The sequence below is a fragment of the Gluconacetobacter brunescens genome (assembly GCF_048695475.1).
GTDB lineage: Bacteria > Pseudomonadota > Alphaproteobacteria > Acetobacterales > Acetobacteraceae > Gluconacetobacter.
The window spans coordinates 1,654,112-1,680,352 of record NZ_JBLHEN010000001.1; the positions used below are offsets into that span (position 1 = coordinate 1,654,112).

Here is a 26,241-nt window from a genome sequence, read left to right on the forward strand (position 1 = left end):
GTCCGCGCAATGCCCGCCCAACCGCAATCCGCGTCAGGCGGGCGCGCGCAGCAGCACCCGGTTCAGGCTCTCCAGCACGGCAAAGCCCTCGCGCCACACCTTCAGGAAGCGCCCCCGCTCCATGCCCCCGTCGGCCATCAGCCCGGCCAGTGCCCCCACGCTGCGCGTCCCGTCCACCAGCGGCAGAATGCTCCGGATCTGCGGCGGCACCGGCACCGGCACGGTCAGCGTGCCGAAGGCGAAGGGCAGGATGCCATCGGGCCGGATCTGCCGCGCCAGTTCGGCGCCGGGCATTTCCCGCATCACCGGCACGGCGTCGGCATCGCAGCAATCGGGCGCCGCCACCCGCGCGCCCTTGCGCACCACATAGGCCACATGGGTCGCCATGTTCCCCATCAGCGCCTCGGCCACGCAGGCCCGCTCCCGCCAGCCCAGCTCCGCCACCCGCGCGCGCAGGCGCGGATTGGGCAGGAAGAGCGCGGGGTCATAGCGCGCCGGTTCCATCAGGCACGAAGGCTCCAGCCCCGCCCCGTCCAGCAGGTCGAGAAAGCCCCCGATCGTATAGGCCCGGTCGCGCGGATTCAGCAGCAGGTCGTACAGCCCCGCATCCCCGCCGGTCAGATGGTCGCCGAAATTGCCGTTCTGGCGCAGCCAGGCCGTCGCCGGCAGGGCCGCCATCACCCGCTTGGCGGTGCCCAGCCGCTCCGCCGGCTTCTGGCCATGCGGCGCCAGGATCTCCAGCGCCTCCTGCACCATATAGACCCCGGTCCGCCCATAGGGGGCATAGACCATCAGCCCCATCCCGCCGCCGGGCGCCAGCAGGCCCACCAGCCCGCCCAGCACCGCCGCCGGGTCGGGCAGATGATGCAGCACCCCGCAGCAATCGATATAGTCGAACACCCCCAGATCCAGCCCATCCAGCGCATTCAGCGACCCCTGGATGAAGCGGATATTCCCCAGCCCGCGCGCCTCGGCCCGCGCGCGGGCAATCCCCAGCGCATGGGTGGCGCGATCGACGCACACCACCTCGCCCGCCCGCCCGGCGCGCGCCAGGTGCGTGGCGAGCATGATCGCGCCATCCCCGGTGCCGCACCCGGCCACCAGCGCCCGCAACGGCACCGCCTGCGGCCGCCGGGCACCGAACACCCAGTAATCGATCTCCCGCAGATGGCTGGGGCTGCCGATCAGCAGCCGCTTCGCCTCGTCGCGCGGATCGCGCGCGGGATAGGGATAGGCCTCGTACTGGGCCGCCAGATCGGCGTCGCGCGCATCGGCGCCGGAGAGGGTCGTCATGAACGGAACATTTCCCGCAACAGGATCACAAGGGCCAGACCGCCCCGCGCGGCCATCAGGCGCGCGAGAACAGCAAATCGTCCGTCAGCCGCGATTTCGGCAGTTTCGCGTTGAAATCGGTATCGGCATGATAGCCCAGCGCCACGATCACCGCCGGCGCCAGCCCCTTGTCCGCCAGGCCGAAGGCCGCATCCAGCGCCTCGGCATCGAACCCTTCCATCGGCGTCGCATCCACCCCCAGCGCGCCGGCGGCCAGCAGCAGGAAGCCCAGCGCGATATAGGCCTGCTTCTGCGTCCACATGGGCAGATCGCCCGCCTGCTCATGCAGCGTCACATAGCCGCCGCGCGTCTTGCGCTGGCCCTCGCGCGCCTCCTCGCCGGCAAAGCGGCCATCGGCCTGCTCCTGGTCCAGCACCGCCTGCAAATGGTCGGCCGGCAGGCTCGTGCGCGCGCACAGCACCACCACATGCGAGGCATTGAGGATCTTCGGCGCATTATAGGCAAACGCCCCCGCCGCCCCCTTGGCCACGCGCGCCTTGCCCGCCTCGTCCTCGGCGAGAATGAAATGCCAGGGCTGCGCATTGACCGATGACGGGCTGAATCGCAGCGCCGCCTTCAGTTGCGCCACGATCTCCTCGGGCAGCCGGCGGCCCGGATCGTAGGCCTTGGCCGTATAACGATGCTGGAGAATCTCGATCAGATCCATGGTGTCGCCATCCCGCGCATAAACCAGAAAGCCCCGCCGAAGCCCGGCGGCCGGGCAATGGCGGTCTCTCTCTCGAGCGGGGAAGGTGGGCCGGCACGGGCCGCGGGGTCAAGACCCGGCCACGCAGCCCGGCCCAGCGCGTCAAAACCTGACCGAAAACATGGGCCGGCGCGCGAGCGCGGCCATGACGGCCAGATTCTAAAAGCCTGACCTTAAAATGCGGGCTGGCGAGCGAGAGCGGCCCGGAATGGGCCACGCCCAGCGTGCATTTCAGCTCAGGCTCTACGGCACGGCCTCGATCTGGAACCATGTGGCCGTATCGGCCGTCAGCGTAAAAGCCGCGACCGAGGCATAGGAAATACTGATCGCATCGCCCGGCGACACGGGAATGACGCCAGAGACCCCATTCGCTCCGTCATCGCTGTAACCGGTCGGAACCGAGATCCGGAACGACCCCATCACCCCAGCCCCGTTGCGATGCACCAGAAACTGGTTGGCACCAATGCCCGATTGCGAGATCGAGAGCGAAACCCGCACCTTGCTCACCCCGGCCGGGATCGTGAACTGCCCCGGCGCCCCGGCCGACCAGAAAGACGACGTATCGAGAACCTTGCTGTTCCACACGTTCATCTGCGCCAGCGCGTTGCCGGTCGCCGCCATCGCCACGTCCGCCGAAAGGGTCACCATCGCCCCCACCCAGGGCGCGCCCGTCGTGCCACAGGAAAAGCTCCCGCCCGCGGGCACATAATTCAGATGGTTGCCGCCATTATCAGGGCAGGCCGGGATTTCTCCATGCCCCACCGGCCCCACCATCTGCGCCCATGCCGGGCCGGCCCCATACGCCACCAGCGCCAGCGCGCCGGCGAGACTCAGCAGAATCGTCTTCATTCCGAATACCATTGCGTTGCACTGTTCTGCCAGAAAGTGGCGCCCCCACCGGGCACGATCGCCACCGGCATCCCCGCCGCCAGCGCGTCGATCGCGCTCCCCACGGGCGGATAGACCAGCAGCACGGCACCTCCCCGGTTCAGCACCTTGCGCCAGGTGCCCACCAGCCCCGCCACCAGCACCGCCCCGGTGCCCGACGTCACGGTGGTAAACAGATTGACATCCGACGACACGGCCGTCGCCGTCCCCTGCCCGCTCCCCGCCGCCACCAGGCCGCCGGAGAACGAAACCGCCGATGGCGCCCAATCCCGCCACGCCCCGTTCCACACCTGGATCTGCCCGGTATCGGTCGCGTAATAGACCCCAAGACACCCCGCCGGCAGGTTCGGCGCCACCGGCCGCGCGGCAACGGTGCCATAGCCGAGATAATCGGTAATCAGCGTGCTGTTGCCCATCAGATCGGCACCCCGATTGTCTGCCCCGCCGGATCGGACAGCAGCCCGACCGGCGCGATATCCCCATTCACCAGCGGCAGCACGGCGCCCCCCGCACCGGCCGCCTGCCCCAGCGCCCCCCAGCCCGCCACCGTCCCGGCACCGGACTGCTTGGCCCACACCGCCCCCGCCGGCCCGCCATCGCGTTGCAGGAACAGGTCCCCCACCCACCCCGCAACCCGGCCCTCCGGCCCGCCGAACCCGTCCAGCACCCGCGCGCCATGATGCAGCGCCACCACATCCCCCGGCCGCGCGGGAACGGCCGGCAACACCGGCAGACTGGGCGCGACGGGGCGCGGCACCGCCGCCAGCATCGCCAGCAGCCGCGCGCCCTGCCCCGCCGGCACCGGCGCCGGCGGCGGAAACGACACCGGCAGAACGATCGCGGCCGGCCCGCTGGCGGCAATCTCCGCCACCGGCGCTCCCAGTGCATCGGCAATCACCGACAGATTACGGATCGACCCGCTGGCCCCCGCCTGAAGCCGCGCGAGAAACTGATAGGCCGAGAGTGTCAGCCGCCCGGTCGTCATATCCACGAACGGCCAGTCGCCCACCGGCAGGGTCTGGCGCGGTGCCGCCGGCATCACTCCATCCCCGTTTCGGTATCCAGATAGAACCCGATCAGATTGCGCCGCACCGGGTCCGTCACCTGCAGCCGCAGCACCCTCTGCCGCGCCTGCCCCAGTTTCAGCCAGCGCAACCGCGTCCGATACGCACCCTGCCGCCCCATCGACCGCCACAGCCGCAACGCGCTCCAGGTCCGCGCCCCATCGTCCGACCAGTCGAGCATGATCCGGGGCTCGCTCTCCGGCGGTGCGTCGGCGGCGACCGGCACGGTCTCCGAATACACGCTCCCCGGAGGGTTCGATCCCGCCGGCACGATCCGCCCCGTCACCGCAAAACCGCCACCCGACCCGCCATTATCGGCAAACGCCGCCACCGGCGCCCCCGCCGCCACGCTCAGGAAAACCGGCGGCGCCACCCCCAACGCCCCCGACCCGTCAGACGCCAGAGACCGCGCCCCGCCCGCCGCGTTCAGAAACAGCCCCCGGTTCGCCGCCACCGAAAGATCCACGAACGTCGCCGGCGCCGCCACGAACAGATCCGCAATCCGCGCCGTCGCAAAGTCCAGCCGGCCAAAGCGCGTCTGATACTGCGTCCCGGCCGGTATGGGATAAGACCCCACGGCCGTCTGCCTCATATTACCGCAGATCGTCACCTCGCCGCCGTTCACATAGGCCACGGCATTGCCATCGCTCCACGGCCCGATCGTGTATCCCGCCCAGTCGGTGGCGGCATAGGCCTCGCCCGAAACCGGCGCCCCGATCTGCACCGCCCGCCCGGCGGAATAGCGAAAGACCCTGACCGTATCCCACATGCTCGCATCGCCCCGGTTGACGGCACTGTCCGACAGCCCCACCAGCAGAAACGACACCAGCCAGTCGCCACTCTCCCCGATCGGCGTCAGCCCCGGCTGGCCGCCATAAACATCCGTCCCGCCCGCTTGCCCATCGGCAATGAATGCATATTCATCCGCGAACGGAATCTGCGCGGCCCCATCGGCATCAATCCAGTTTTCATTGTCGATGCTGTACATCGGCAGCGTGCCCGTCAGCGCCGTGAGCCCATTCCCGGCAAACTGTGCCGCCAGCACATCGTAATTCACAACGCCCATCGCAATCCGCACCATCGCCCCATGCGGACAGGCCGGCCCGATCACCCCCTGCACTTCCGGATTGGCATTGCCGCCCGCCACCGCGTTGGCCGCCATATCCCCCCGGCTGAAATACAGATAATGATGGGTCCCTCCCTGCCCATCCGGCAGAAAGAACCCGACATTGCCGTTATAGCCGGACTGGATCAGCAGATGCGTCCCCAGTTGCGCGGGATAGGCATATTTGATCACCGGCACCCGGCACGCCGCCCAGGCCACCGTACTGCCCAGCTTGGGATAAAGCCCGTTGAGCCCCCCCACCCGCGCCGCCCCACCGATGATCTGCGCAATACTGGGAAACACCAGCACCACCCTCGGCACCGCCGGATAGTCGATCTGGTACGACAGGATCGGATCGTCGATCGTCTGAGACCCCGCCAGGAAACATTGATTGGCGCCATAGATCGGCCCCGGCCCGCCAATGGCGTTATAGACAAAGCCCAGAAAACCCGGCGCCCCCTCTCCATTGGCCTGATACAGCGCGATTCCTTCCCAAACCGCGCCGTCATCCACCCCCACCACCAGATACTGCCCCAGCAGCAGCACCGAGACCGCATTCAGCCGGAAATTCAGCATGTCCAACCCCGGCGCCACGGTCAGGATATCGGCCTGCACGGCAGCTTTCGCCAGAATCCACAGCACCGCCCCCGCAGGCGACACCGCATTCACCGCCCCGCTCCCCAGCGAAACCATGTTCCCCGACCGGTCCGGCATGCAGGAAGTATTCGCCCACCCGTTATAAACAGCGGTCGACCCGGCCGTATGGCCGCCGAACTGCGGCGCCGCCAGCAGCCCCTCCCCTTCACCGCCATTCCACGGCGCCACACGCCACCCTTGCCCCGCCGGATTGCCGATCGGCGCCGCCGAAGACCACACGGCCGAGACCGGCACCAGCGCCACCCCATCGGCATAAAGCTGCACCTGCCGCTCCCCCGGCGACAGCGAGAGGATCAGGTTCACCCACCCCGCCCCCCAGCCGGCAAAAGCAAAGGACGCCGCCACGATCGCCTGCCCCAGCCCGTCGGTCGCGCGCACCACGATCTGCGCATCGGCCAGCGTCCCGTCATTGGCCACGCCAATGAAAAACCCCGGCCGCCCGCCCGATGCGTCGCCATTCCCCAGCACCAGCCCGCGCGGCGCGCCATCCTCCGGCAGATCCACCCACAGGCTGACCAGCAGACTGGCCAACCCCGCCGCCATCCCCTCCGGCGCGCCCGCACGCACCAGTGCCGAAGGCGTCGTCATCTCCACCCCGCGCGGCTGATAGGCCACATCGCGCACGGCAGGCGCCCCCGGCAGGCCAACCCCCGTCTCCACATCCAGCTCGAACCGCCGCATGAACACGCGCCCGCGCAGCCCCTGCACCGGCGGTGCCGCCAGCAACCCGCGCATGGTCGCCCCCAGCTCGGTATAGACCAGCGGATTCAACACCCCGACCACACCGCTCAGGCAATCGCCGACCAGCACCCTGCCATGGGCCATCAGCGCACAATTGGCCCGCCACCGACCGATCGAACTGTCGGCGCCATCCCCGGCCCACGATTCCCGCTCGTGCCACAGCCCGGTCGCCACGTCATACACCCAGGTCGCCGCCGCCGAGGGAAACAGCAGGGTGACGAATTTATGCCCTTCCAGCGTGTAGCTGAAACACCGCGCATCCGCCCGCGTGGGATAAGCCTGCCACGCCCCCTCGATCGCATGGGTCGAGACCCGCTGCGGCTGATACCCGGCCAGCCGATAGAACATCCCGTCATCGCCGAGGAAAAAGACGGTATTATCCTCCAGGCAATGCGCATGCGGCCCCGCGATCCCCCGCTGGATAAACGCCCCGTCAAACCGCTGGAACGGAAAGGACGGCGCCGCATTCCCCGCATCGTACCACACCTCGGTCCGCGCCGCGCCGAACAGATAGAGCTGCTCATGCGAATTCACGATCGCCAGCAACGGGTCGGCCGTCGCCTCCTTCGCGGCGAACATCGTCCCGTCGAACGGCGTCACCGCCTCCTGCGGCGACAGAAAGAATTCCTGCGTCCCGGCCCGGTTGAAAACGAAATAGGTATCGAAATAAACGACAGAGTCGGCCGGATAAAAATTCTCGTCGACAATCCGCTGCACGCCGCCGGCCACGGAATACGACCAGCCGGATTCCCCATCCACCCACACCAGGTCGGTGCCGTTGGTATCCATCGACACCGGCCCCGTCACCCAGGTCGCGCCCAGTTCCACGCTCGCCCCGTCCGCATCCACCCGATACAGCGCCTGCCCCGAGACCACATACAGCGCCCCGCCCATCACGCACATGCCCCAGACCGGCCCGTCCCCACATTGCGCGAACGCCACCATGCCCGGGCACCCCCACACCGGCACCGGCGTCTTGGCCTCCTTCGGCGCATATTCGGCATAGAAATTGACGCAACGCTGCGCATCCAGCGCCACCGAATGCGCCTGGTACGATTGCGCGGCAAAGGCCACCTGCTGAACCGCCATCGCCCTACCCCGCCCGCCCGGCCGGGCCGCAACCAGCGCCAAACAGCACCGATTGCGGCTCCCGATCCCACGCCTGCGCCACCACCAGCTTGCCGGCGGCCTCCTGCTTCAGCAGCACATACTGCGCCGGATTCCCCGCCGCCTTGCCCGACCCGTTATATTCAGGCCAGAGTTCGGCCGCGAGATTCCACCGCATCGCCGCCAGCCATTCATCGGGAAAATCCGGCACCGCACTCAAATCGGCAAACGGCACCAGCGGCCGCTGCGCGGTAAAGGCCACCGCGCTCCCGCTATCCGCGGGCGCGGGCCACACATGCAGCACCCCCGCCCCCAATTGCGGATCGTAGAAGAACTGCGTCACCACCCCCGGCACCGTCTTGTTCGGAACATTCGCGTAATCCAGCCGCGACATCGGCACGAGCGGAATCTCGATCGCCTGCCCGCCGCCCGCGAACTGCCTCCGCCGCGCCGCCGGCACCCGCAACGGCCGCCCCATCGGGCAGGGATAGGCCACAACCCGCGCCCCCACCGACACCACGGACGGCAACGCCACGGCCAACGTCAGCCCCGCCCCCGCAACCGCCACAACGCCGGTCCAGAACACACTCCCGCCATCCAGCCAGATCCCCACCCGCCAGCCGGCAGCAATCTCCCCCACGGCCGCAACGCTCACCTGCGCGCCACTCCCCGCCGCCGCCAGCACCGTCTCGACGCACTGGCTGCTCACCGCCACCGCGTCCGCCGACCCGGCCCCGATCAGGTAGCGCACCTGGCCGGATTGCAGGAACAGCGTGCAATCCTCCTCGGCCCACACATGAATCCCCGAAGCCTGCCACGCCCGCACCATCGCGTTCAGCGACGCGAACGCATTCTCCACCAGCCCCAGGCGCGGCACCTCCTGCGGCCCCACCGCCCCGCACAGCCGCAACGCCCCCGCGATCATCTGATAGACCGGCTGGCTGAACGGGCAGGTGGTCGTCCCTTCCGGTTCCCGATCCCACTGCGCCACCACGGCGAATTTCTCCGCCGCCATCGCCTTCAGCATCTCGAAACGCTGGGCCGGGCAGTCATATTCCGGCGCCAGCTCCACCGCCAGCGCAAAGCGCAGCGCCGAGATCCATTCCTGCGGCACATCGGCACTATCGGCCGCCCCACCCACATCCTGCAACGGAAGCTGGCAGGTCAGGGTCACCGCCATCTGCCCGCTCGCGGGCGCCGGATAGACGCTGAAAACCCCCGTCCCCACCTGCGGATCGTAAAAATACTGCGCCGGCGCTCCACCCGGCGCACCCTTGCCCGACAGGTTCGCATAATCCAGCCGCGACATCGGAATCAGCGGCGTCTCCACCCCCGTCGCCAGATCGACGGCCCGCGCCCCGATCACCGTCAGCGGCCGCACGGACGGCGCGCCATAAGCGACCACCACCGCCCCCGCCGATACCGTGCCGGCAACCCCCGACGCCAGATAGACCGTCCCGCCCACCACCGACAGAACCGAACTCCAGAATATCCCGCCTGCATCGAGCACAATACCGATTCGGCTGCCAACGGCGATGCCACCAGCCGAGGCCACCGTCACCTGCGCCGCCCCCGCCACAACCGGCGCTCCCGCAACCGTGGCCGCATAGCCCTGCGCCACATGGTCCGCACTGTCGCCGCCGATCCCATACCGGGCCTGCCCGGGCTGGAGAAACACCGTCCCCTCGCCCTGCGCCCAGACATGCACGCCCGACACCTGCCACGCCTTGATCAGCCCGTTCAGCGCAGACAGCGCGTCCTGATATTCGTTCGCCGGCGGCACCTCCCCGCTGGCAATCGCACCGATCAGCCGTAGCGCGCCGTTGATGATGTCGGCCGTACCGGGATTCCAGCCCGCGCCGCCGCCGCTCATGCCGGCACCGGATAGAGACTGCCCACCGGATACTGCCCTTGCGGATCGGCCGCCAACGCAAACCCCGCCGGCACGCTTACCGATGCAGGGTCGGCGATCTGCTGGGTCAGAATGACGGCGCCTGCCGGCGACGCGACGAACGGCGCGGGCGTGACCGTCCTGCCAGTCGTCGGATCGGTGTAAGGCGGCGGTATCACGACGTCATTCGCGGTGCGGTAGAGGATATAATTCGTCGTCATGGCCGTCACTCCGCAATCCAGGCTGTGCCGCTGTAGATCACCGGGCAGAACGTCGACCCGCCGCCGGTCAGAGATCCAAGAAAGGCGCAGGCCGTTGCGTCCGTGACGAAGGCGCGTGCGCCTGTATACCGCCGTGCATCCGTCGGCAGCGTCGCGACCGTGTAGCCGGTTGCTATTTCGCGCCGGACACCCGCCGTCGTTTCCGCGTTCGTCGAGTTATCTCCGGCGGGCGGAGTCGGGAATTGAGGCGCCACATAAAATTTTCCTACGCCTGTGGCGCGAGAAAATAACAGAGCGTTATATAAATAAGCTCCACTGTTGGAAAATCCAACCAATGTCCAGTTAGACCCTACATTTCCATCTGCCTCTGAAGTCGAATCGACTGCCATGGACCATCTGTTAATTCCTTCCGTCTGGTATTGCACTTGCCTGTATACACCAGAACTGGAATTCAGATTGACGTTCGTAACGACAGATATATTTGATCCGACGACAAGAGAGGGCGCAGAAAGACCCCCTGTCATCGCGCAACCGGACACCGCGCAAAGCGTCGCATCCGCATTCGCCCGCGTCGCCGCCTCGGTGTTGATATTCCCCTGCAATGCGGCTTCGGCGCCCGTCGCGCGCATCGTCTCGGCCGAGAGGCCGGCCAGGGTCGCAAGACCACCCAGATACGTGCCCAGCGTAACGCTGCTGCCGCCCGCCGGCGTAACGGGCGCCCCGGTCACGTCACCGGCGATCGGCGCCGTCACCTGCCCCGATGCGTTCAGTCCCGCGACACCCGACGCCGCCCCAACGCGCGATGACGGAACGGCCCCCTGCGCCGCCGTCAGCGCCGCGTTCGCCGTCCCGGTCGTCGCCGCCAGCGCCGTCTGCGTCGCATAAACCTGCCCGGCGGCCGTCACCGTCAGATAGGCCGACAGATCGGACGATTTCGCCAGAATGCCCAGATAGGCGCCCAGCATGGTCGCAGCGCCACCCGCAGGCGTGACAGCCGCATGCGTGGCATCGCCGATCAGCGGCGCCGTCACGTCGCCGCCGCCATCCAGCGCCGCCACACCGCCCGCCACCCCCTTCTGCGATGACGGAATGGCCCCCGCCGCCACAGCCTGCGCGGCGAGGGTCGCCGCCTGCATCTGCGCCAGCGTCTGGCTGCCCACCACCGTGGCCGGCGCCAGGCCGCCCGGTGGCCGGAACGGCGCATATTGCGCCCACGCCGACACCGGTACCGCCAGGACACCGGCAACCAATCCACAACGAAACAGCATCATGATGTCGGTCCCGTCGAAAGCAGAAGAACACCGCCCTGTGTCCACAGCGCGTTTTTTACACCGGGGTCCGCGGTCGGCAGCGCCACGTCAACGATCAGATGGCCGCCTTCATCCACATGCAGCGCCGCCACCCCATTCAGCACCAGCGCGCCATCGCCATCCAACGGCGCGATCCCGCCGGCTTTCCCCACACCCAGCCACGCCAGGACATAGGACAGCGCCGCCCGGCAACTCGTCCATCCGGTCCCGCTCTGGCGCGAGACCAGCAGCAGGTCGCCATTGCGCACATCCGCGCTGTCCGGCAACTGCGATACCGCAACCTGCGTCACGCCCCGGCCTCCCGCACCAGCAACCGCCCATCCTCGGCCCCAAGCAGCCCGCCGCCCTCCACCATCAGGAAAGACGAAGACGATTCCTGCGCTATCTTCAGCACCATATTCTCCATCCCCCCGCCCAGCACCCCCGCCGCCCCGGGCAGACCAGGCGCGATCGTCAGCATCCCGCCCCCAATCGCCACAACCGAAACCGCAACATTCTCGCCCCGGTCGAGCATGATCTGAATCCGGTCGCCAACGGCGAAACCGAGCGTGGACGCCACCGCCACCACGCCGCTCCCGGCGGCGGCAGGTGCCGCCACGCAGGTTCCCACCACGGTAAAGCGGTTCTCCTGGCGCGGCCGGGCCACATCCACACTCTGCTCGTCCGCTACCCCGCGCACGAAATCCTGCGGCTGCTGCGCCTCCCACCGCCTTCCATCCACCAAAGCCTGCCCGGTCTGCCCGCCAGGGATGGTGCGCGCCCGAGACCGCCGGATCTTGAAACCCGACAGATCGTCCAGCACATAATGGTCGCCAGGCCGGTACCGCCAGGGCTCGCTCACACCGCTCCTCCCGTCACGCCTGCGGCACACCCTTGATCATCTCAAGAACGATCGTGACAGCACTCCCCGCCCCGGCCCCCATCGTCGTCAGCAGGATCGACCCCGTCGCCCCCGCCGCTTTCGGATTGGGAACACCCTGAAACCGGCGAAAATCCAGATGCCCGAAGCCCGACAGCGTCGCCAGATCCACCGGATCGGTGGCTTCCCATTGCAGCCGCGCCACCATCCCATGCACGTCATAGGCAATGCGCCGCACCGTCAGATGCACCCCCGGCACCTGCCCACCGACCGCAAAAGCCATGGATTGCGCATCCACGATCTTCATCGCCGCCAGCCCGGTCCCATCGCTGACATCCGTCACGCGCAAAACCAGATTACGCGGACCGTTCGCGATCACCTGAACAGTCGTCACATCCGCCATGCCGTCCCTCCCCCCCATCAGGGCGCAGCCGGCCCCACCGGCCGCGCCCGCTCCATCAGCCCCGGCGCGTCGCCGGCGCCGGCTTGCGGCGTACCGGCACCGTCTTCGCCTCGGCGGGTGCCTGCGTGGTGCCGTGGTAATGATGATGCACCTCCACCACGGCGGGACGGCGGGGAGTCGGAGGAGTCGGTTTGCGTTTGGTCATGAGGATTGCTCCATTGTCAGCGTTCTGTTCTTTTTTGAAAAAAAGAACCAAAAAACTTTTGATTATTTAAGAAAAAGATTTTCACCCGCCAGCACAACACCAAACGAACAAAAGTCTTTTTGCTTCTTTTTCTTCAGAATCCAGATCCTGACCGGAAATGTGGGCTGGTGAGCGAGAGCGACCCGTCAGGGCCGCGCCCGTCGTGTGTTTCCGAGCATCGGAGCGGAGCGGCCTAAATGGCCGCCCGCCGCGAAGCACAGGAAACACGCGCAGGACGCGTCACCAGCGCGCATTTACGGTCAGGATCTCAAACCCCAGGCGTCCCATACAACCCCCGCCAATCCGCCCAATAGCCGGAATAGCGCTCATAACAGGCCGCCTTGGCATTCCTGGTGTCGAAATCATTGTCCTGATCGAACGAGATCGGATCCCGCTCATAATAGGTCAGCGAATTCGGCACATTGGTCCGGATGAACCACGCCGTCTGGCTGGTGAAGTAATGGTTCAGCTTGATGCCTTCGGGGAACGCATTGGTCGCCCGCAGCACGTTGATGGCATTGTTCGCCGTATCGTTCTGCAGCACCGAATTGCACACCCGGTTGGCCTCGAACCACAGCGCCGAAGGCACATTGAGCGTGCGCGGCAGCGCCGAAATCCGCATCCCCCGGTTGTTCTGACACTGCATGATCTGCACCGTCAGATCCTCGATCGCCGCCTCCGACAGATCCGCCGCCGTCCCCAGCAGGTTCGACTGGCTGCCCGCCAGCGTCGGATGACTGGCCGAAATCAGCGGCGCCCCGTCACCCCCCAGCGCACCGGCCGAAAACGCCATGTTGTAAATGCCGGCCAGCACGTTTTCCTTGGTCTGGCGCATCGAAAACGCCAGTTGCGCAGCCCGGCGTTTGGACACCGCCTCATACAGATTATCGCGCAGCTCCTCATAGGTCACGATATAACCCAGCGCATACGCCACATGCGTAAAGCGGCTGACCGCCCCCTGCGCTTCCGTGTCGTAATAGATCTGCTGCCCCTGCGGCTTCACCGGCGCCAGGCCGAAGCCGGTAATCTCGACTTCCTCCTCATACGCCTTGTCCGAGGTCTGCTTGTCGAACAGATCCATATATTCGACACGGTGTTCGTCATAGCTGCGCCCCCACCACGCCTTGATACCGGGCCACAGAGCCTTGGGGTGCGCGCCCGTCGTAATTACGGCCATTGAACAGACTCCTCAGACGCCAAGCGTGCTGGTGATGGAATGAAGATTGATGCGGCACAACCATTTCGCATTGGCGCCGATCGCATTGTCGATCGCCTGATACGCCCGCAGAATGCGCATCTGCCCGGTCGCCAGCGTCCCCGCGCTGCTCGACTGGATCTGCCACCCGGACTGCGCCGACACGGTCGATCCCGCCCCCGCCACCAGGTTGACATTGCCCGACACCGCACCGGCCGGCAGCGCACCGCCCACCGAATCCTCCTGCACGGCAAAGACCAGATTCGGATCGTCGGCCACATACACATAGGCCGCCTGCCCCGCCGGCAGATACGGCGCCTGGTTCTGCAACAGCGGCAGCACCAGTTCGCCCGCATTGCTGGCAATGCCCTGCATCGCCCCGGTAATCACGCCAGACGCCCCGGCAGTGGCAATCCCCACCGCCGGCACACCATTGGCATCCGCCCCCGGCAACACCACCAGCGGATCACCCAGAAACAACGGCGTCGGATTGCTCGCCGGCACATAATAAACCTGCACGCCGCCGGCATACGGCGCACCGGACGCATAAGCCATCGGCCGCAGGCCAAATGGAGCATTGGAATTCATCGGGCAGACCTCTGCACGGGTGAAAAGGCGGCAGGCACGCCATGCGCCCGCCGAATCGTCCTTGCCTGTTTGTGCTGCCTGAACTCTTCTTTTTCTGAAGAAAAAGAAGCAAAAAGACTTTTGGTCGTTTCTCGATAGCATATGGATGGAGAGGGAGTATTCCTAAAAATCCATAGCCTTATATATTAAAATAATCAGGACCCCATTCCAGACCCTGCCTCGCAACAAGAATCCGAACCCAAAAATCCAAAAGTTTTTTGGTTCTTTTTTTTCAAAAAAGAACGCCCTACTCCTGGAGTCTGGTTGGAAATGTGGGCTGGTGAGCGAGAGCGGCCTGGAACGGGCCGCGCCCGTCGTGCGTTTCCGAGCACCGAAGCGGAGCGGCCTTATGGGCCGTGAACATCGGAGCACAGGAAACGCGCGCCGGATCGCCACCAGCGCGCATTTCCAACCAGACGCCTAGCGTCGCTCTTCCCGGATCGAGATCCCCACATCCCGCGGCACATACTGCGCCTGCCGATCCGCGCCCGTGGGGCCACCGGGCACACGGCCTTCCCGGATCTGCTCCATCAATTCCCGATGCCCCGATTCCTGCGCCGCCATATCCTCCCGATACCATTCGGCCGGGATTTCCATCAGATACGCAATCTGCGCCCCGCCGCCGCGCGCGACACCCACGGTCATGCTCACGGGTTTTCCGGATTCATCCAGAACCTGCTTGTAGCCCGCATCCCCCGCCCGCGCGATCCGCCCCGGCTCGTCATTGAACCAGTGCCGGTGGTACCCCTCCCGATCCGGATAGGCCAGCTTCTGCTCCCGCAGCCCGAACGGCCGGCGCGAGGTCACGCGCCTGGCAGACCCCACCCCCGGCGCGGCACCCGACGCGGCACTCTGGGCCGCCCGGCTCCGCGCCGCCTCGTTCAGCGGCACGCGCCCGCGTGTGTCCTCGCTCATGCGTCGTTCTCCCAGTAATATCCGGCCCATTCGTCCTTCGTCAGCGGCTTGCCCTTGCCCGCCAGCGCGCGGGCGTAGCGGTCATATTCCCGCCGCGCCTCCGCCGGCAGCGCCTCGAACCCACGCGGATTCCCCCCGCGCCCGCCCTCACCCCGCGACGGGCTCACCGGCGGCGGCGCCTCGCGGCGCTTGTTCTCGAACAGGGCAGGATGCAACTGCCGCACCTTGCGTCGGGTGATCTCCAGCCGCTCCGCCAGGCTCAGCCCCGGATGCTGCCGATCCACCGCCGACTGGATCGCAATCGCATCCTGCCGCGCCTCCGCATCGCGCGAAAACCACGGATTCGCCTGCACGAAATCCATAATCTCCACCGGCATCGTCTCCACCCGCTCCACCGGAGCAGGCGAGGGCGCCGGCGCGGCCTCCTCCACCCGCCCCGCCGGCAACGGCGCCGTATCGCGCAGATCCTGCAAATCCCGCTCGGCCACGGCAAAGGCCGTCGTATCGCCACTGGCCACCGCCGCCTGCCGCCGCCCCTCGATATCGCGCACCGCGCGCTGATAGGCCCGCTCGTCGGCCCGCCGCGTGCGTTCCGTCAGGTCCGCCAGCGCCTTCTGGCTGTCGCGCAACTGCGCCTGCATGCTGGCATAACGCCCATCCAGCGCCCGATATTGCTGCTGCAACACCGGCAGCAGCGTCATCCCCCGATCGAGAAAATCCCGCGCCGGCCGCCATTTCTCCGCATCACCGCGAAAATCGTCGCGCGGCACCCAACCCATCCGCCGCGCCTGCGCCTCAACCTCCGGGTCCCCCTCAGCCGGCGCCGCCACCCCTTCCGGCACATCGGCCACAGCCACCGGCTCGTGGCCCTCGGCCTCCGCGTGCAGTACCACGCCCTCTTCGCGCTCGTCCGTCATGCAAGCTCTCCCTGCTCCACCACCGCGCCATCGCCCGCCGCCTTCGCCGCAATCGCGGCAATGCAGCGCTGCGACATCAGCCGGTACAGCCGCCCATCCTCACCCTTCAGCAACTGCCCGGCATAGCGTTCGAAATAAACCCGGTCTCCCGCCGCCGGAATCGTTCCCACCCATTGCCGTGTGCCGTCATCGTTCCAGCGAAACGCCGCTGGCCCCACCGCAATCACCGTCCCATGCTCGGCCGCCAGCGTCTGGCGCTCCACATATTCCGCCGGCAACTGCACAGCCCCGCTGGTCATCTCGGCATGCACGTCCGCCAGCACCAGGATCTTGTCATCCAGCGGCACATACCCCGCCCGATTCACCCCATCCCAGTCGGAAACCACAAATTCCTGCTGGTCAAATTTCAGAATGCGTCCCTCACGCATCACCACCCTCCTTCTCTTCCGCCCCCACGCCGTAAAACGCCCGCATCGCCGCCCATTGCAACTCGGCCATCTCGGCCGCCAGCGCCGCCCGGCCCCGCGCCTCATGCTCCTGCGCCAGCGTAATCGTCCCCGCCCGCCACTGGCCCAGCATCCGCTGTTCGATGCTCTCGCCATAATCCGTCAGAAACAAACGCACCGCCCGCGTCACCGGATGATGCCGCCAGGCCCGAAACGCCTCCTCCGACAGATCCTCCAACATCGCCTGACGCTGCTCCATCGGGGGGGATTTCCTTTTTCCGGTTCTCTTCTTTTTCTGAAGAAAAAGAAGCAAAAAAACTTTTCGACGTTTCTCGATAGCATCAGGATGGAGAGGGAGTATTCCTAAAAATCTATAGTCTTGTATTTTTAAATCACAAAAATGCGGCAAGTATTTCCCCCCAACCCACCAACCCCACCGAACCCAACAGATCAGAAGTTTTTTGGTTCTTTTTTTTCAAAAAAAGAACATCCCTACTCCCGCTCCACCTTCCGAGCCTGCGCCAACCGCAAAGCCGCCTCAGCCAGCGTCGAGACCTGCTCCACCGCCTCGCTCCCCGCCCGCATCTCCATCTCCCGCGCCTCACGCTTCGCGCGCAGATCCAGCTCCGCCGCCCGCGCCATCGCCGCCGGATCGGGTGCCGGCGCCGGCCGCAACACCTTGTCCACCAGCCCGATGGCAGCAGCCTCGAAGGCCCGGCGGCGGATTTCATGCCCGTCGCACCAGGGATCATCCTTGAAGGCAAGCAGGAAATTGGCCCGCGCCAGTTGCTGCATGTCGGTGACGATCTCGGGGTCCGACACCGGCTCTACCCCACCCCCCTGCTCGTAATCGGCGCGGGTGACGCGAAAGAACGCACTGCCGTCCCGAAAGCCGGATTCATCGGGCAGATACAGCCGGTTCAGCCGATAGAGCTTGCGAAACTCTCCGCCCAGACTGCGATGAATCCGCTTGAAGATGGCACTGAACACTTTCAGCCCCTGCTGGATCACCGCCAGCCCAAGCACACCGGACACATTCCCACCCGGCATGGCGCCGGAAAGGATATCCTTGACCGAGGCAATCTCCCGCCCGGCATCGACCAGAAAGCCCAGCAACTGAAACAGTACCGGATTGGGCCCCGGAAACTGCAACGGCACCAGATTCTCGCGCAACGTCGCACCCGGCGTATTCACCACCTTGTATTCGCCGACCTGAAAGCGCACGGACCCACTGTTCAGCGACATGCCCGAACCAACGAAACCGCCGCCGGCATTGGCCAGATGCGCGGCATCGAACATCTGGTTCAGGCTGGTATTCACCGCCGCATTCAGCGGATGCAGCAAGGTGCCGAACCCGATATCGTAGATCGCGGAATCCGGCGACGGGATAAAGGAGAATTTGGTGTAATACGACACCGCCTCGATCCGCCGGATGCGATGATCCTGCGCATCGAACATCACGCCATCCATGTCGAACCCGGCGGCAATCCGCGCCAGCCGGCCCGAATCACGGGCAATGGTCACGATATAGGGCTCGGCATACCCGTCCCCATCCAGATCCAGCCGCCGATGCTGCTCCAGGAACGTTACCGGCGCGTCGCTGTCCTCGCCAGCCTCATGATTGCCGCCATAATCCTGCTCCAGGAACAGCCCGGCGCGGATCCGCTCCTCGATCTCCCAAGGATAAAGATCGATCTCCTCGGTAATCCGCGGCGCGGTGGCAAAGGATTTGGCATGGTAATCGATGCACAGCCGCAGCGGGTCGACCGTCTCGCTGACATTGCGCTGCAAGGCCGGGTCGAAATAGGTCTTGCGGAACATGGTGCCGATAATGGACAGCTTCAGCAGCAGCTTGTCGGTCTGCTCCTCCCACTCCGCCATCTCGTCCAGCAACTGCCAGCTCATATGCCGGCCGATTGCCGTCGCCCGCGCCCGCTTCGCCCCCGGCGGCACCAGCCATAACGGCCCGCCATCCGGCCCCGCCAGCACTTGCCCCGGCCGCAGCGGATCGGGCATCGGCACACCGGAATCATCCCCCAGCACGGTGCCCCGCACCACGTCGCGGTCACGCACGATGCCCGGATAGGCCCGTGCCGCAAACTGCACCGCCGCCACCGTCAACAGCGGATAGATGACGTTCGACGCCCCCGGCCAGGGATAGGTCTTGGGCTCGGCCACCTGCTGCGCCAGATCCAGCCAGCGGCGGCAATTCTCCTTCCACTCGGCCCGCGTGGCCTCGTCGGCCCGCCAGTCGCGCGCCACCCGGTCCGCCACCCGCCCGTGCGTCGCCTCGTCCAGCTCCGCCGCAATATTCGGGATCTCGATCCAGCGCCGCAGCCGCTCCGCCAGATCCATGTCGGGTCCATCCCGCTCCGCCGCATCCATGTTCAGCGCCCCTCGCCGCCGGGCGAGAACTCCCCGCACACATGCTCGGGCACCACCGGCGGAAAGGTGGCAAAGGGCTGCGGCGCCAGTTGCCCCACGCGCGGCGCCCCCTGCGGCACCAGCACCACCGTCACCTGCGGCGGATAACGCCGGCACACCACATCGCCGCCCTCCACGCCATGATGGCGGCACTGGCGGCAGCTACGCCGCCCCAATCCCAGATGCGCCCCCAGATGTGCCGGAATCACCAATCCTGCCATGTCAGTATCCCGTAATGTGCGATCGCGTCCGCCCGTCATCAGGCAGCGCACGCCAGATATCGTCATCCGCCTCCGCCCCGCCGGCCCCGCGCAGTTCGCTGCCGAACAATCGCGTGGCCACGTATTGCAGCGCGTCCATCACATGCGACCACCGGTTCTTCTCCGGCCGGTCGGTATAGCGCTCGCCACTCACCTGCACGCGCCGATACTGGTATCCGCCCATCAGCGCCCGCCGCACGGTCGTGCAGCGCGGATGCAGCACAAACCCCGGCGCCGCCCCGTCCAGCAGCGTGCGCAACGGCCGGCGCACACTCTCCAGCCGGATCGCCAGCGTCTGCATCCCCGGCTCGATGGCAATCCCCCGCGCATGCAGGATCTCGAAACAGGTCCGCTCGTCAGTCTGCGCCTTCTGCATCCCCGCCGGATCGCCGATATCCACAAAGCGCGTATCGGGAAAATGCTGCGCCGAATGCCGCCCCACGATCTCGGCAAACCGCTCGATCCCCATGGCGTCCGACACCAGCTCGTCCACCACGATCCACTGGCCCGACGGCAGCATCTGGGTAAACACGCAGGCCGGCGTCAGCCCGAAGTCCCACCCCCGGTAAACCGGCAGCGCCGGCACCGTCCGGCACTCCCGGCAATGGAACCCGTCATTATACTCGCCAAAGACCGGCCGCCCTTCCATGACGAACCCGTAATCCCCGTCGATATAAACCTTGTTCCACTCGTCGCTTTTCCCGACCGCCAGCCGCTGGTAATAACCGGGCGGCAGATTGTCCAGATTCTCCGCCATGGCAGCCCGCCCGCCGGGCTGGCGAAAGATCCGCGCAAAGCGCTCCACATTCATGCCCGGAATCACCTGCGCCAGCGCCGCCACCGCCTCCCCATGGTCCTTTTCCTCGAAGAACCGGTACCAGTCCGATTCCGCATCAGGCGGATTGGTATCCATGATCACGCCCGACCACGTCGCCCCACCATCCCGCCGCGCCGGATACCGCCCCACACGCCCCTGCACCGCCTCGATGATCGCCCACGGCACCTCCCGCGCCTCGTTCACCCACGCCCCGGTCAGTTCCAGCGACAGCAGGTTCCCCACCTGGTCCGGCCGATCCAGCGCGCGAAACAGAAATTCGATCTCGGCCGGCTTCTCGTCCCCTTCCGCCACCATGCGGTCGATCACATAGGAATGCTCGCTTGGCTTCCACCGCCCGAAGCGCAGCGGCGGAAACCATTGATGCACGGTGCGGATCGTGGTGTCCTCAAGCTGCCGGTAGGAATTGCGGATCACCGCCCAGCGCGAACGCCTTACCCCATCCGCCCCCGGCGCCTGCCGCAACCCCCGCAGCACGATCTCCCAGACACAGCCCGAACTTTTCCCGGACCCGAACGGCCCCATCAGCCCCCTGATAAAGGCATCCGATTCCATAAAACGCCGGATCGTCGGCACCGACTCCCGATTATATCCCAGCACGCACCCGGCGCCCTCAGCGCCCCTTGTCCATGCGATGCGGCCCATGATCCGGCAACGGCGCCACCCCCATCTTTCCGCCACGCGGACGCGGCGCGGGCGCGGCCGCACGCTCGTGGTCCTTCAGCACCCCGCCATCGGCCTTGCCGCACGCTCCGCGCCTCGGCGCGCCGGTCAGCTTCCCCACACCGAAATCCTGCGCCTCGCCCGGAATCATCTCGCCCTCGGCCAGTTCTTTATGCTGTCGCATGGTCATCTTTCCCGATCTTTCCGCAGGGCTCCGCCCTGCACCCGGAAGGGGGCAGTCGCCCCCTTCACCCCTCTCAGAGCCTGACCGAAAATGCGCGCTGGCGGCGATCCAGCGCGCCGCTATGCGGCGCTCTCGCTCACCAGCCCACATTTGCACTCAGGCGCTCAGCGAACGACGACGGTGTACAATCCCGGCGGATCGGCAGGCTTGCCGTCCCGGCCCAGATGCTGCTTCACATCCTTCAGCAGGCCGAAATGCCGGGCCAGCAGGTCCAGGCTGGGCGTGCGCGCCGCCAGCCGCACCGTAAAATTCCCCGCCTTGTCCCACGACCACCCGGTCACCGCCGTCCGCACCTCCACCGGCAGCGTCGCAATATCCTCCGGCCCCTTCAGCGGATGGGCCGCAATCGTGCCCACATCGTAAAAGGCCAGCCGCATCAGTTCGGCAATCACCCGGTCCTGACTGAACTTCGCCCGCTCCTGCAACGCCAGTTCCGCCTGCCCGATCGCCTCGCGCACCCGCGCCGACCGCAGCAGCTTCCACGCATGCCGGCGCGCATACCCCGCCCCATACCCGGCCCGAATCGCCGCCTGCGTCGTGTTCAGATCAACCAGATACTCCGCGACGAACCGCGCCTGCCGCACGGTCAATCCCCGCGCCCGCACCTCCTCCACGTCCGCCGCCATCGCTCCCCTCCCCGTCTCACCGCGCCGACCATATCGCCCGATCCGGGGGCACGGATATCCTTATTCCGCCCCATCCTCCCCACAGGATGGTTTGGTTTGTTTTTTACGAATACAGACGAAAACCGGAATCGTTGACGCCACCCGCCACCCCCTGCATCCTGCGTCACGAACCGGCGTGAAAAGGGCGCATCCCATGCACAACTGGCACCTCCACTGGCTGCGCGCCACCGGCGACCTCGATGCCCAGCAGCCCGGCATCCAGGCCGCCATCGCACGGGCCCACGCCCTGCTCTCGACCCAGATCCCGCCCCCGCCGCTCGATATCCTCATCCAGCCCGCCCGTCCCGGCACCATCCCCGAGATCGGCATCGGCGGCCGCGCCTGGCACGCCCGGCTGGTGTCGCTCATGATCAACCCCGACAACCCCAACACGGCCGCTACCATCGCCAACGGCACCCTGACGCGCGAGATGCTGCACGAGGCCCACCACACCCTGCGCATGGCCGGCCCCGGCTACGGCCGCACCTTCGGCGAGGCCCTGGTCAGCGAGGGCCTCGCCTGCCACTTCGCCCACACGCTCAGCCAGATGCCCCCGGCCCCGTGGGAAGGCGCGGTCAACCGCGCCACGATCCTGCAACACCACGACCGCCTGCCGCCCATGTCCGCCACCGGCTACGATCACGCCCTCTGGTATTTCGGCACCGCCGACGTCCCCCGCTGGTTCGGCTACACGCTGGGCAGCCAGATGGTGCAGGCCTGGCGCGACACCGCCGGCCCCCTGTCCGCCGAACGCTGGACCGCCGTCCCGGCCGAGGACATCATCGCCGCCGCCCGCGCCACCGGCCTGCTGCCACCCGACAGGACGGAATGATGCCATCCCGGACATCCTCCCGAGCCCATGGTGGCCAAGGTGGGAAAGTCGGCTCCGCCACCCTCCGTTCCCCCGGATTGGCAAGGCCAGTTTCCCTCCCCCAAGGGCTCCGACCTCACCATTCCCACCTCTCCCACCACGCCGGCGGAGAGAATTTCCATTACGAAAACTGGTCTTTTTCTGCTGTTTTTCGGGATAACGGTGCATATAATCAACGATATAGAAAATATTTCCAATGTAATGGATCATGAAGCCAGCAAGAATTTTTAGCTTGCTTCCAGAATTTATTCATGTGTAGATGGCGACGGTGGATGCTTTTATGAGGATCTCTGACGCGCGTTGCGTCGGCGTTGTCCCGTGACAAGTTACGATTGCGTACACGTTTTGTATGCACCACCGCACTACAGTAAAGGAGCCTCGTTATGACAACAGGCACCGTAAAATGGTTCAACTCCACCAAAGGCTTCGGCTTTATCCAGCCCGAGGACGGCACTGCGGACGTATTCGTCCACATCACCGCTCTTGAGCGCGCTGGCATGGCCACCCTCAACGAGGGCCAGAAGATTTCGTATGAAATCGAGGCTGGCCGCAACGGCAAGAAGTCCGCGGTCAATCTCAAGGCTGCGTGAAGGTTCCGCCAGCGGCACCCTCGGAAAACCGCCCTTCGGGGCGGTTTTTTTATGCGCGCGACACTGCGCCCACGGCGTCCCGTCCCGGCCCGGCGCCACCGCACCGGGCCGGCTCCCCTATCTCAACTCAACTCAACGCAGCCCGCCAGACGCGATCAGCGTCTCCCCGGTCAGCCACCTGGCATCGTCCGATGCCAGAAAGACCGCCAGCGGCGCGATATCGTCCACCTGGCCCGAGCGGCCCAGCGGCGTCTGCGCCACGATGGCCTGTTCCATCTCCGACCCGACGACATTCGCGCTCCGCGCCCCTTCGGTCACGATCAGGCCCGGATTGATGGCATTGACCCGGATCTGCCTCGGCCCGAGTTCGCGCGCCAGCGACCCGGTAATGGCATCGACCGCCCCCTTCGTCCCGCTATAGACCGCCGAATGGGGCGGGGTGACGCGGGAGGCGACGGAACTGATATTGATGATGCTCCCCCCCGCCCCCAGATGCCCGACCGCCGCCTGCGTCACCAGCAGCGTGCCCAGCACGTTGATGTCGAACTGCCGGTGGAAATGCGCCTCGGTAATCTCCTCGATCGGCGCGAATTCATAAACGCCCGAGTTATTGACCAGAATATCCAGCCGCCCGAACGCGCTCACCGCCGCATCGACAATCCCCCGCGCCTCGTCCCTGCGCGAGACATCCCCATGCACGGCAACCGCCTTGCCCCCGGCCCCGACGATCGCCGAGACCACCGCATCGGCCCCTTCCCTGCTTGATGCATAATTGACGACAACGGCCGCCCCTTCCGCCGCCAGCGCCGTGGCGATCCCGGCCCCGATCCCCTTGGAGGCGCCGGTAACGATCGCGACTTTTCCTGAAAGCTTGCTCATGCGTGTCATGCCCCTGCTGGGCCGGGAAGCGCGTGCGCCCCACATGCCCGGTGTGCGAAATAGCTGCGTTTAAATGTGGAGCGTCCGCTCCAACATAAGGCATATTGAGAGACGCATCCCCGCGTTCAAGGATTTATGGAGCGATGACACCAAAAATAATTGCCGCCGCGCAGCCCACCGCGCCGACCAGCGCGCCCGCCGCCACCCGGCGCGGCCGGGGCCGCCCGCAGGCTTTCGACCGGTCGCAGGCCCTGTGCGCGGCGATGCGCCTGTTCTGGGACCGTGGCTATGACGGCACCAGCTTCGACGACCTGATCGCCGCCATGGGCATCAGCCCGTCGAGCTTCTACAATGCGTTCGGCGGCAAGGAGGCCCTGTATCAGGAGGCGATCGACACCTACCTGAAGGTCGCCGCCGCATGGTTCTTCACCATCCTGAATGATCAAGCCGACCGGGCCGACACCCGCGCCATTTTCGAACGCCTGCTGACGACGGCCGCCGCCGAATTCACCCGCGACGACCTGCCGACCGGCTGCATGATCGCCGCCGCCGCCACCCAGTGCGCCCCTACCCAGGCGCGCCTGCGCGATCTGCTGGCCACCCAGCGCACCCAGTCCGAAGCCGCCCTCGCCACCCGCCTCCGCCAGGGCCTCCAGGCCGGCGACCTCCCCCCGGGCACCGACACCGACGCCCTCGCCGCCTTCTACAGCGCCATCCTGCGCGGCATGGCCGTCCAGGCCCGAGACGGCGCCCCAAGGGAAAAACTGCTCGAAATCGCCCGCATCGCCATGCACGCCTGGCCGACACCGCCCCAGGGCCGCCCCTGAAGCGCAACCCGTCATGTCACGAGCGTTCAGGCTCGCGGATCGTCGGCATCCCGATCGTTTCCGCCGTCAGCTCAATGTTTCAAAATGCCGGAGTATCCAGGAAATCTCGTAAACCAGCCCGAGGCTGACGAAGGCCACATGAAACCGGCGACTGGCGGAAACGATCGCGATACCGCAAAGAACCAGATAAAGCGGAACCCGGAACCAGTATTCGGCCGAAAACATGGCATAATGCGCCGGCCCCTTGATCAGCGTATCGACCAGGTCGAAAAGAACGGTCAGCGCCAGGAACGAGAAAAACCACCTTCTCCTCGAAATGAAGAAATCCTCATATCCGGCATAGTCACTGATCGAATCAGGAAAAAGAAACGCGCTCAGGAAGAACAGCACGATCGCATAGACGATCAGAAACAGATAGGTCTCGAACCGCCAGGACGGCAGCGTGACCAGCCAGAATTCCCACCACCAGAAATGCACCAGCATCAGCAGCAAGGTCAGAACCCAGCCGATATGAACCGGATAGATCCGCGTCTGTCCGGGATGCTGGATGATACGCACCAGACCATTGAGCAGGCGCGTAACGCTCAACCCCACCACCATTCCCATGATGATGCGCACATGCTGAAAGATTTCCGGAGAAGGCAAAGGCGGGCCAATCATTCAGCCGTTCCTCCTGAAAAGATACCCGCAACGCCACGGCATTGACGGCGTCCGGCCTCCCCGCGCCAACACCGGCCGCCTTCCACCCCTCACCCGAACCGGCAAGGCCGATCCACCGTCGGCGCCTCCTCCAGCTGCACCACCATCAATTCCACCGGTTCGTCCCCCACATTCCCCGCATCATGTCCCACACGCCCCCGCGGGTCCTTCCGGCTCAACTGGTCTTCTCCCAGCGACACCTCGCCCGGCCCCATCACCACCTTGTGCCCGTCCATGGCGGTCACGTACCATGTGCCCTTCAGCGGAATGATCCACTGCACCTTGGGGTCCGGATGCCAGGCACCATCCCAGTGCGCCGGCTGCACGGTAAAGATCACCTGCGCCGGCCCGCTCTTCAGCCGGTCCTGCCATTGCGGCCCGGCCGGCGCCGACATCGTCTTCAGCGCGAAATCCCGCACCGGGCATTTCGTCATGTGGCTGATGCCGTCATGATCGGTCCAGTTATGCCAGTACCACATCGTCGGATGCGGCGGCGCATTCCCGGCACGGGCCGGCCAGACCGGGCACGCGACGAAAACCACCCCCGCCAGCAGGGCCAGCCCCCTGACCCGATGATCGTTCCCCATGGGCACCACTCCCCGGCAGGCCGCTTCCATCGGGGTCAACGACACGCCACCGGCCAGGGTTGCCGGCAC

At 66.2% G+C, this 26,241-nt stretch carries 31 protein-coding genes; 4 read left to right on the forward strand and 27 right to left on the reverse strand.

Annotation, left to right across the window (positions count from 1 at the left end):
- Nucleotides 1–33: 33 nt before the first annotated feature.
- The 24 genes from ACMAUO_RS07380 to ACMAUO_RS07495 all read right to left on the reverse strand — a co-directional run bounded on the left by ACMAUO_RS07380 (nucleotide 34) and on the right by ACMAUO_RS07495 (nucleotide 21,680).
- Nucleotides 34–1,293 (reverse strand): class I SAM-dependent methyltransferase, encoded by a 1,260-nt coding sequence (locus ACMAUO_RS07380; RefSeq protein ID WP_420356269.1) that lies wholly within the window; start codon nucleotides 1,291–1,293, stop codon nucleotides 34–36.
- Nucleotides 1,294–1,348: 55 nt separating this feature from the next.
- Entirely contained in the window at nucleotides 1,349–1,999 is a 651-nt protein-coding gene (gene nfsB / locus ACMAUO_RS07385; protein WP_420356270.1) for an oxygen-insensitive NAD(P)H nitroreductase, read from the reverse strand.
- A 282-nt stretch (nucleotides 2,000–2,281) separates the two neighbouring features.
- On the reverse strand, nucleotides 2,282–2,887 hold the full coding sequence (locus tag ACMAUO_RS07390) for a hypothetical protein (RefSeq protein ID WP_420356271.1): 606 nt from the start codon (nucleotides 2,885–2,887) through the stop codon (nucleotides 2,282–2,284).
- The gene (locus tag ACMAUO_RS07395) at nucleotides 2,884–3,342 is read right to left on the reverse strand and encodes a hypothetical protein (protein WP_420356272.1); all 459 of its coding nucleotides are present in this window, start codon (nucleotides 3,340–3,342) and stop codon (nucleotides 2,884–2,886) included. The genes ACMAUO_RS07390 and ACMAUO_RS07395 overlap by 4 nt, the downstream gene beginning before the upstream one ends.
- Nucleotides 3,342–3,965, reverse strand: a complete 624-nt coding sequence (locus tag ACMAUO_RS07400; RefSeq protein WP_420356273.1) for a hypothetical protein — start codon at nucleotides 3,963–3,965, stop codon at nucleotides 3,342–3,344. Before ACMAUO_RS07400 ends, ACMAUO_RS07395 begins: the two co-directional genes overlap by 1 nt.
- On the reverse strand, nucleotides 3,965–7,582 hold the full coding sequence (locus ACMAUO_RS07405; protein ID WP_420356274.1) for a packaged DNA stabilization protein: 3,618 nt from the start codon (nucleotides 7,580–7,582) through the stop codon (nucleotides 3,965–3,967). Before ACMAUO_RS07405 ends, ACMAUO_RS07400 begins: the two co-directional genes overlap by 1 nt.
- A gap of 4 nt (nucleotides 7,583–7,586) precedes the next feature.
- A complete protein-coding gene (locus ACMAUO_RS07410) occupies nucleotides 7,587–9,473 on the reverse strand; it encodes a phage adaptor protein (protein WP_420356275.1) in 1,887 nt (628 codons plus the stop codon).
- Nucleotides 9,470–9,712 carry a hypothetical protein gene (locus ACMAUO_RS07415; protein ID WP_420356276.1) on the reverse strand — a complete coding sequence of 81 codons (243 nt, stop codon included), beginning with the start codon at nucleotides 9,710–9,712 and terminating at the stop codon, nucleotides 9,470–9,472. The genes ACMAUO_RS07410 and ACMAUO_RS07415 overlap by 4 nt, the downstream gene beginning before the upstream one ends.
- Nucleotides 9,713–9,717: 5 nt before the next feature.
- Complete coding sequence (locus ACMAUO_RS07420; protein WP_420356277.1) at nucleotides 9,718–10,983, reverse strand: hypothetical protein; 1,266 nt, start codon at nucleotides 10,981–10,983, stop codon at nucleotides 9,718–9,720.
- Nucleotides 10,980–11,312 carry a hypothetical protein gene (locus tag ACMAUO_RS07425; protein WP_420356278.1) on the reverse strand — a complete coding sequence of 111 codons (333 nt, stop codon included), beginning with the start codon at nucleotides 11,310–11,312 and terminating at the stop codon, nucleotides 10,980–10,982. The genes ACMAUO_RS07420 and ACMAUO_RS07425 overlap by 4 nt, the downstream gene beginning before the upstream one ends.
- A complete protein-coding gene (locus ACMAUO_RS07430; protein ID WP_420356279.1) occupies nucleotides 11,309–11,863 on the reverse strand; it encodes a hypothetical protein in 555 nt (184 codons plus the stop codon). The genes ACMAUO_RS07425 and ACMAUO_RS07430 overlap by 4 nt, the downstream gene beginning before the upstream one ends.
- Nucleotides 11,864–11,876: 13 nt before the next feature.
- On the reverse strand, nucleotides 11,877–12,284 hold the full coding sequence (locus ACMAUO_RS07435) for a hypothetical protein (RefSeq protein ID WP_420356280.1): 408 nt from the start codon (nucleotides 12,282–12,284) through the stop codon (nucleotides 11,877–11,879).
- A gap of 55 nt (nucleotides 12,285–12,339) precedes the next feature.
- Complete coding sequence (locus ACMAUO_RS07440; protein ID WP_420356281.1) at nucleotides 12,340–12,489, reverse strand: hypothetical protein; 150 nt, start codon at nucleotides 12,487–12,489, stop codon at nucleotides 12,340–12,342.
- A 307-nt stretch (nucleotides 12,490–12,796) separates the two neighbouring features.
- The gene (locus ACMAUO_RS07445; protein ID WP_420356282.1) at nucleotides 12,797–13,705 is read right to left on the reverse strand and encodes a phage major capsid protein; all 909 of its coding nucleotides are present in this window, start codon (nucleotides 13,703–13,705) and stop codon (nucleotides 12,797–12,799) included.
- A 12-nt stretch (nucleotides 13,706–13,717) separates the two neighbouring features.
- A complete protein-coding gene (locus ACMAUO_RS07450) occupies nucleotides 13,718–14,311 on the reverse strand; it encodes a hypothetical protein (RefSeq protein ID WP_420356283.1) in 594 nt (197 codons plus the stop codon).
- A gap of 459 nt (nucleotides 14,312–14,770) precedes the next feature.
- On the reverse strand, nucleotides 14,771–15,265 hold the full coding sequence (locus ACMAUO_RS07455) for a hypothetical protein (protein ID WP_420356284.1): 495 nt from the start codon (nucleotides 15,263–15,265) through the stop codon (nucleotides 14,771–14,773).
- Nucleotides 15,262–16,182, reverse strand: coding sequence for a hypothetical protein (locus ACMAUO_RS07460; RefSeq protein ID WP_420356285.1), 921 nt, complete (start codon nucleotides 16,180–16,182; stop codon nucleotides 15,262–15,264). Before ACMAUO_RS07460 ends, ACMAUO_RS07455 begins: the two co-directional genes overlap by 4 nt.
- Nucleotides 16,179–16,610 carry a co-chaperone GroES gene (locus tag ACMAUO_RS07465; protein WP_420356286.1) on the reverse strand — a complete coding sequence of 144 codons (432 nt, stop codon included), beginning with the start codon at nucleotides 16,608–16,610 and terminating at the stop codon, nucleotides 16,179–16,181. Before ACMAUO_RS07465 ends, ACMAUO_RS07460 begins: the two co-directional genes overlap by 4 nt.
- The gene (locus tag ACMAUO_RS07470) at nucleotides 16,603–16,887 is read right to left on the reverse strand and encodes a hypothetical protein (RefSeq protein ID WP_420356287.1); all 285 of its coding nucleotides are present in this window, start codon (nucleotides 16,885–16,887) and stop codon (nucleotides 16,603–16,605) included. Before ACMAUO_RS07470 ends, ACMAUO_RS07465 begins: the two co-directional genes overlap by 8 nt.
- Before the next feature lie 233 nt (nucleotides 16,888–17,120).
- The gene (locus tag ACMAUO_RS07475; RefSeq protein WP_420356288.1) at nucleotides 17,121–19,013 is read right to left on the reverse strand and encodes a co-chaperone GroES; all 1,893 of its coding nucleotides are present in this window, start codon (nucleotides 19,011–19,013) and stop codon (nucleotides 17,121–17,123) included.
- Nucleotides 19,014–19,015: 2 nt separating this feature from the next.
- Nucleotides 19,016–19,273 carry a hypothetical protein gene (locus ACMAUO_RS07480; RefSeq protein ID WP_420356289.1) on the reverse strand — a complete coding sequence of 86 codons (258 nt, stop codon included), beginning with the start codon at nucleotides 19,271–19,273 and terminating at the stop codon, nucleotides 19,016–19,018.
- Nucleotide 19,274: 1 nt separating this feature from the next.
- Nucleotides 19,275–20,702: a terminase large subunit domain-containing protein gene (locus ACMAUO_RS07485; protein WP_420356290.1), complete on the reverse strand. Its 1,428-nt coding sequence runs from the start codon at nucleotides 20,700–20,702 to the stop codon at nucleotides 19,275–19,277.
- 58 nt (nucleotides 20,703–20,760) lie between these two features.
- The gene (locus tag ACMAUO_RS07490; protein ID WP_420356291.1) at nucleotides 20,761–20,994 is read right to left on the reverse strand and encodes a hypothetical protein; all 234 of its coding nucleotides are present in this window, start codon (nucleotides 20,992–20,994) and stop codon (nucleotides 20,761–20,763) included.
- 164 nt (nucleotides 20,995–21,158) lie between these two features.
- Nucleotides 21,159–21,680, reverse strand: coding sequence for a terminase small subunit (locus tag ACMAUO_RS07495; RefSeq protein WP_420356292.1), 522 nt, complete (start codon nucleotides 21,678–21,680; stop codon nucleotides 21,159–21,161).
- A 193-nt stretch (nucleotides 21,681–21,873) separates the two neighbouring features.
- Between ACMAUO_RS07495 and ACMAUO_RS07500 the strand changes: the two genes are divergently transcribed.
- The 3 genes from ACMAUO_RS07500 to ACMAUO_RS07510 all read left to right on the forward strand — a co-directional run bounded on the left by ACMAUO_RS07500 (nucleotide 21,874) and on the right by ACMAUO_RS07510 (nucleotide 23,180).
- Complete coding sequence (locus ACMAUO_RS07500; RefSeq protein WP_420356293.1) at nucleotides 21,874–22,551, forward strand: DUF2268 domain-containing putative Zn-dependent protease; 678 nt, start codon at nucleotides 21,874–21,876, stop codon at nucleotides 22,549–22,551.
- Nucleotides 22,552–22,578: 27 nt separating this feature from the next.
- The gene (locus ACMAUO_RS07505) at nucleotides 22,579–22,821 is read left to right on the forward strand and encodes a hypothetical protein (protein WP_420356294.1); all 243 of its coding nucleotides are present in this window, start codon (nucleotides 22,579–22,581) and stop codon (nucleotides 22,819–22,821) included.
- A gap of 152 nt (nucleotides 22,822–22,973) precedes the next feature.
- A complete protein-coding gene (locus ACMAUO_RS07510; RefSeq protein WP_182950141.1) occupies nucleotides 22,974–23,180 on the forward strand; it encodes a cold-shock protein in 207 nt (68 codons plus the stop codon).
- A gap of 132 nt (nucleotides 23,181–23,312) precedes the next feature.
- Here the strand turns inward: ACMAUO_RS07510 and ACMAUO_RS07515 are convergent, their stop codons facing one another.
- Nucleotides 23,313–24,059 carry a glucose 1-dehydrogenase gene (locus tag ACMAUO_RS07515; protein ID WP_420356295.1) on the reverse strand — a complete coding sequence of 249 codons (747 nt, stop codon included), beginning with the start codon at nucleotides 24,057–24,059 and terminating at the stop codon, nucleotides 23,313–23,315.
- A 143-nt stretch (nucleotides 24,060–24,202) separates the two neighbouring features.
- Between ACMAUO_RS07515 and ACMAUO_RS07520 the strand changes: the two genes are divergently transcribed.
- A complete protein-coding gene (locus ACMAUO_RS07520; RefSeq protein ID WP_420356296.1) occupies nucleotides 24,203–24,886 on the forward strand; it encodes a TetR/AcrR family transcriptional regulator in 684 nt (227 codons plus the stop codon).
- Nucleotides 24,887–24,952: 66 nt separating this feature from the next.
- Here the strand turns inward: ACMAUO_RS07520 and ACMAUO_RS07525 are convergent, their stop codons facing one another.
- Nucleotides 24,953–25,546: a hypothetical protein gene (locus tag ACMAUO_RS07525; RefSeq protein WP_420356297.1), complete on the reverse strand. Its 594-nt coding sequence runs from the start codon at nucleotides 25,544–25,546 to the stop codon at nucleotides 24,953–24,955.
- Nucleotides 25,547–25,635: 89 nt separating this feature from the next.
- A complete protein-coding gene (locus tag ACMAUO_RS07530; protein ID WP_420356298.1) occupies nucleotides 25,636–26,241 on the reverse strand; it encodes a cupin domain-containing protein in 606 nt (201 codons plus the stop codon).

Bases quoted from the DNA above. Each gene is read 5' to 3' on its own strand.
- ACMAUO_RS07380 (WP_420356269.1), bottom strand. From the start codon at position 1,293: ATGACGACCCTCTCCGGCGCCGATGCGCGCGACGCCGATCTGGCGGCC.
- nfsB (WP_420356270.1), bottom strand. From the start codon at position 1,999: ATGGATCTGATCGAGATTCTCCAGCATCGTTATACGGCCAAGGCCTAC.
- ACMAUO_RS07390 (WP_420356271.1), bottom strand. From the start codon at position 2,887: ATGAAGACGATTCTGCTGAGTCTCGCCGGCGCGCTGGCGCTGGTGGCG.
- ACMAUO_RS07395 (WP_420356272.1), bottom strand. From the start codon at position 3,342: ATGGGCAACAGCACGCTGATTACCGATTATCTCGGCTATGGCACCGTT.
- ACMAUO_RS07400 (WP_420356273.1), bottom strand. From the start codon at position 3,965: ATGCCGGCGGCACCGCGCCAGACCCTGCCGGTGGGCGACTGGCCGTTC.
- ACMAUO_RS07405 (WP_420356274.1), bottom strand. From the start codon at position 7,582: ATGGCGGTTCAGCAGGTGGCCTTTGCCGCGCAATCGTACCAGGCGCAT.
- ACMAUO_RS07410 (WP_420356275.1), bottom strand. From the start codon at position 9,473: ATGAGCGGCGGCGGCGCGGGCTGGAATCCCGGTACGGCCGACATCATC.
- ACMAUO_RS07415 (WP_420356276.1), bottom strand. From the start codon at position 9,712: ATGACGACGAATTATATCCTCTACCGCACCGCGAATGACGTCGTGATA.
- ACMAUO_RS07420 (WP_420356277.1), bottom strand. From the start codon at position 10,983: ATGATGCTGTTTCGTTGTGGATTGGTTGCCGGTGTCCTGGCGGTACCG.
- ACMAUO_RS07435 (WP_420356280.1), bottom strand. From the start codon at position 12,284: ATGGCGGATGTGACGACTGTTCAGGTGATCGCGAACGGTCCGCGTAAT.
- ACMAUO_RS07440 (WP_420356281.1), bottom strand. From the start codon at position 12,489: ATGACCAAACGCAAACCGACTCCTCCGACTCCCCGCCGTCCCGCCGTG.
- ACMAUO_RS07445 (WP_420356282.1), bottom strand. From the start codon at position 13,705: ATGGCCGTAATTACGACGGGCGCGCACCCCAAGGCTCTGTGGCCCGGT.
- ACMAUO_RS07450 (WP_420356283.1), bottom strand. From the start codon at position 14,311: ATGAATTCCAATGCTCCATTTGGCCTGCGGCCGATGGCTTATGCGTCC.
- ACMAUO_RS07455 (WP_420356284.1), bottom strand. From the start codon at position 15,265: ATGAGCGAGGACACACGCGGGCGCGTGCCGCTGAACGAGGCGGCGCGG.
- ACMAUO_RS07460 (WP_420356285.1), bottom strand. From the start codon at position 16,182: ATGACGGACGAGCGCGAAGAGGGCGTGGTACTGCACGCGGAGGCCGAG.
- ACMAUO_RS07465 (WP_420356286.1), bottom strand. From the start codon at position 16,610: ATGCGTGAGGGACGCATTCTGAAATTTGACCAGCAGGAATTTGTGGTT.
- ACMAUO_RS07470 (WP_420356287.1), bottom strand. From the start codon at position 16,887: ATGGAGCAGCGTCAGGCGATGTTGGAGGATCTGTCGGAGGAGGCGTTT.
- ACMAUO_RS07475 (WP_420356288.1), bottom strand. From the start codon at position 19,013: ATGGATGCGGCGGAGCGGGATGGACCCGACATGGATCTGGCGGAGCGG.
- ACMAUO_RS07480 (WP_420356289.1), bottom strand. From the start codon at position 19,273: ATGGCAGGATTGGTGATTCCGGCACATCTGGGGGCGCATCTGGGATTG.
- ACMAUO_RS07485 (WP_420356290.1), bottom strand. From the start codon at position 20,702: ATGGAATCGGATGCCTTTATCAGGGGGCTGATGGGGCCGTTCGGGTCC.
- ACMAUO_RS07490 (WP_420356291.1), bottom strand. From the start codon at position 20,994: ATGCGACAGCATAAAGAACTGGCCGAGGGCGAGATGATTCCGGGCGAG.
- ACMAUO_RS07495 (WP_420356292.1), bottom strand. From the start codon at position 21,680: ATGGCGGCGGACGTGGAGGAGGTGCGGGCGCGGGGATTGACCGTGCGG.
- ACMAUO_RS07500 (WP_420356293.1), top strand. From the start codon at position 21,874: ATGCACAACTGGCACCTCCACTGGCTGCGCGCCACCGGCGACCTCGAT.
- ACMAUO_RS07505 (WP_420356294.1), top strand. From the start codon at position 22,579: ATGGTGGCCAAGGTGGGAAAGTCGGCTCCGCCACCCTCCGTTCCCCCG.
- ACMAUO_RS07510 (WP_182950141.1), top strand. From the start codon at position 22,974: ATGACAACAGGCACCGTAAAATGGTTCAACTCCACCAAAGGCTTCGGC.
- ACMAUO_RS07515 (WP_420356295.1), bottom strand. From the start codon at position 24,059: ATGAGCAAGCTTTCAGGAAAAGTCGCGATCGTTACCGGCGCCTCCAAG.
- ACMAUO_RS07520 (WP_420356296.1), top strand. From the start codon at position 24,203: ATGACACCAAAAATAATTGCCGCCGCGCAGCCCACCGCGCCGACCAGC.
- ACMAUO_RS07525 (WP_420356297.1), bottom strand. From the start codon at position 25,546: ATGATTGGCCCGCCTTTGCCTTCTCCGGAAATCTTTCAGCATGTGCGC.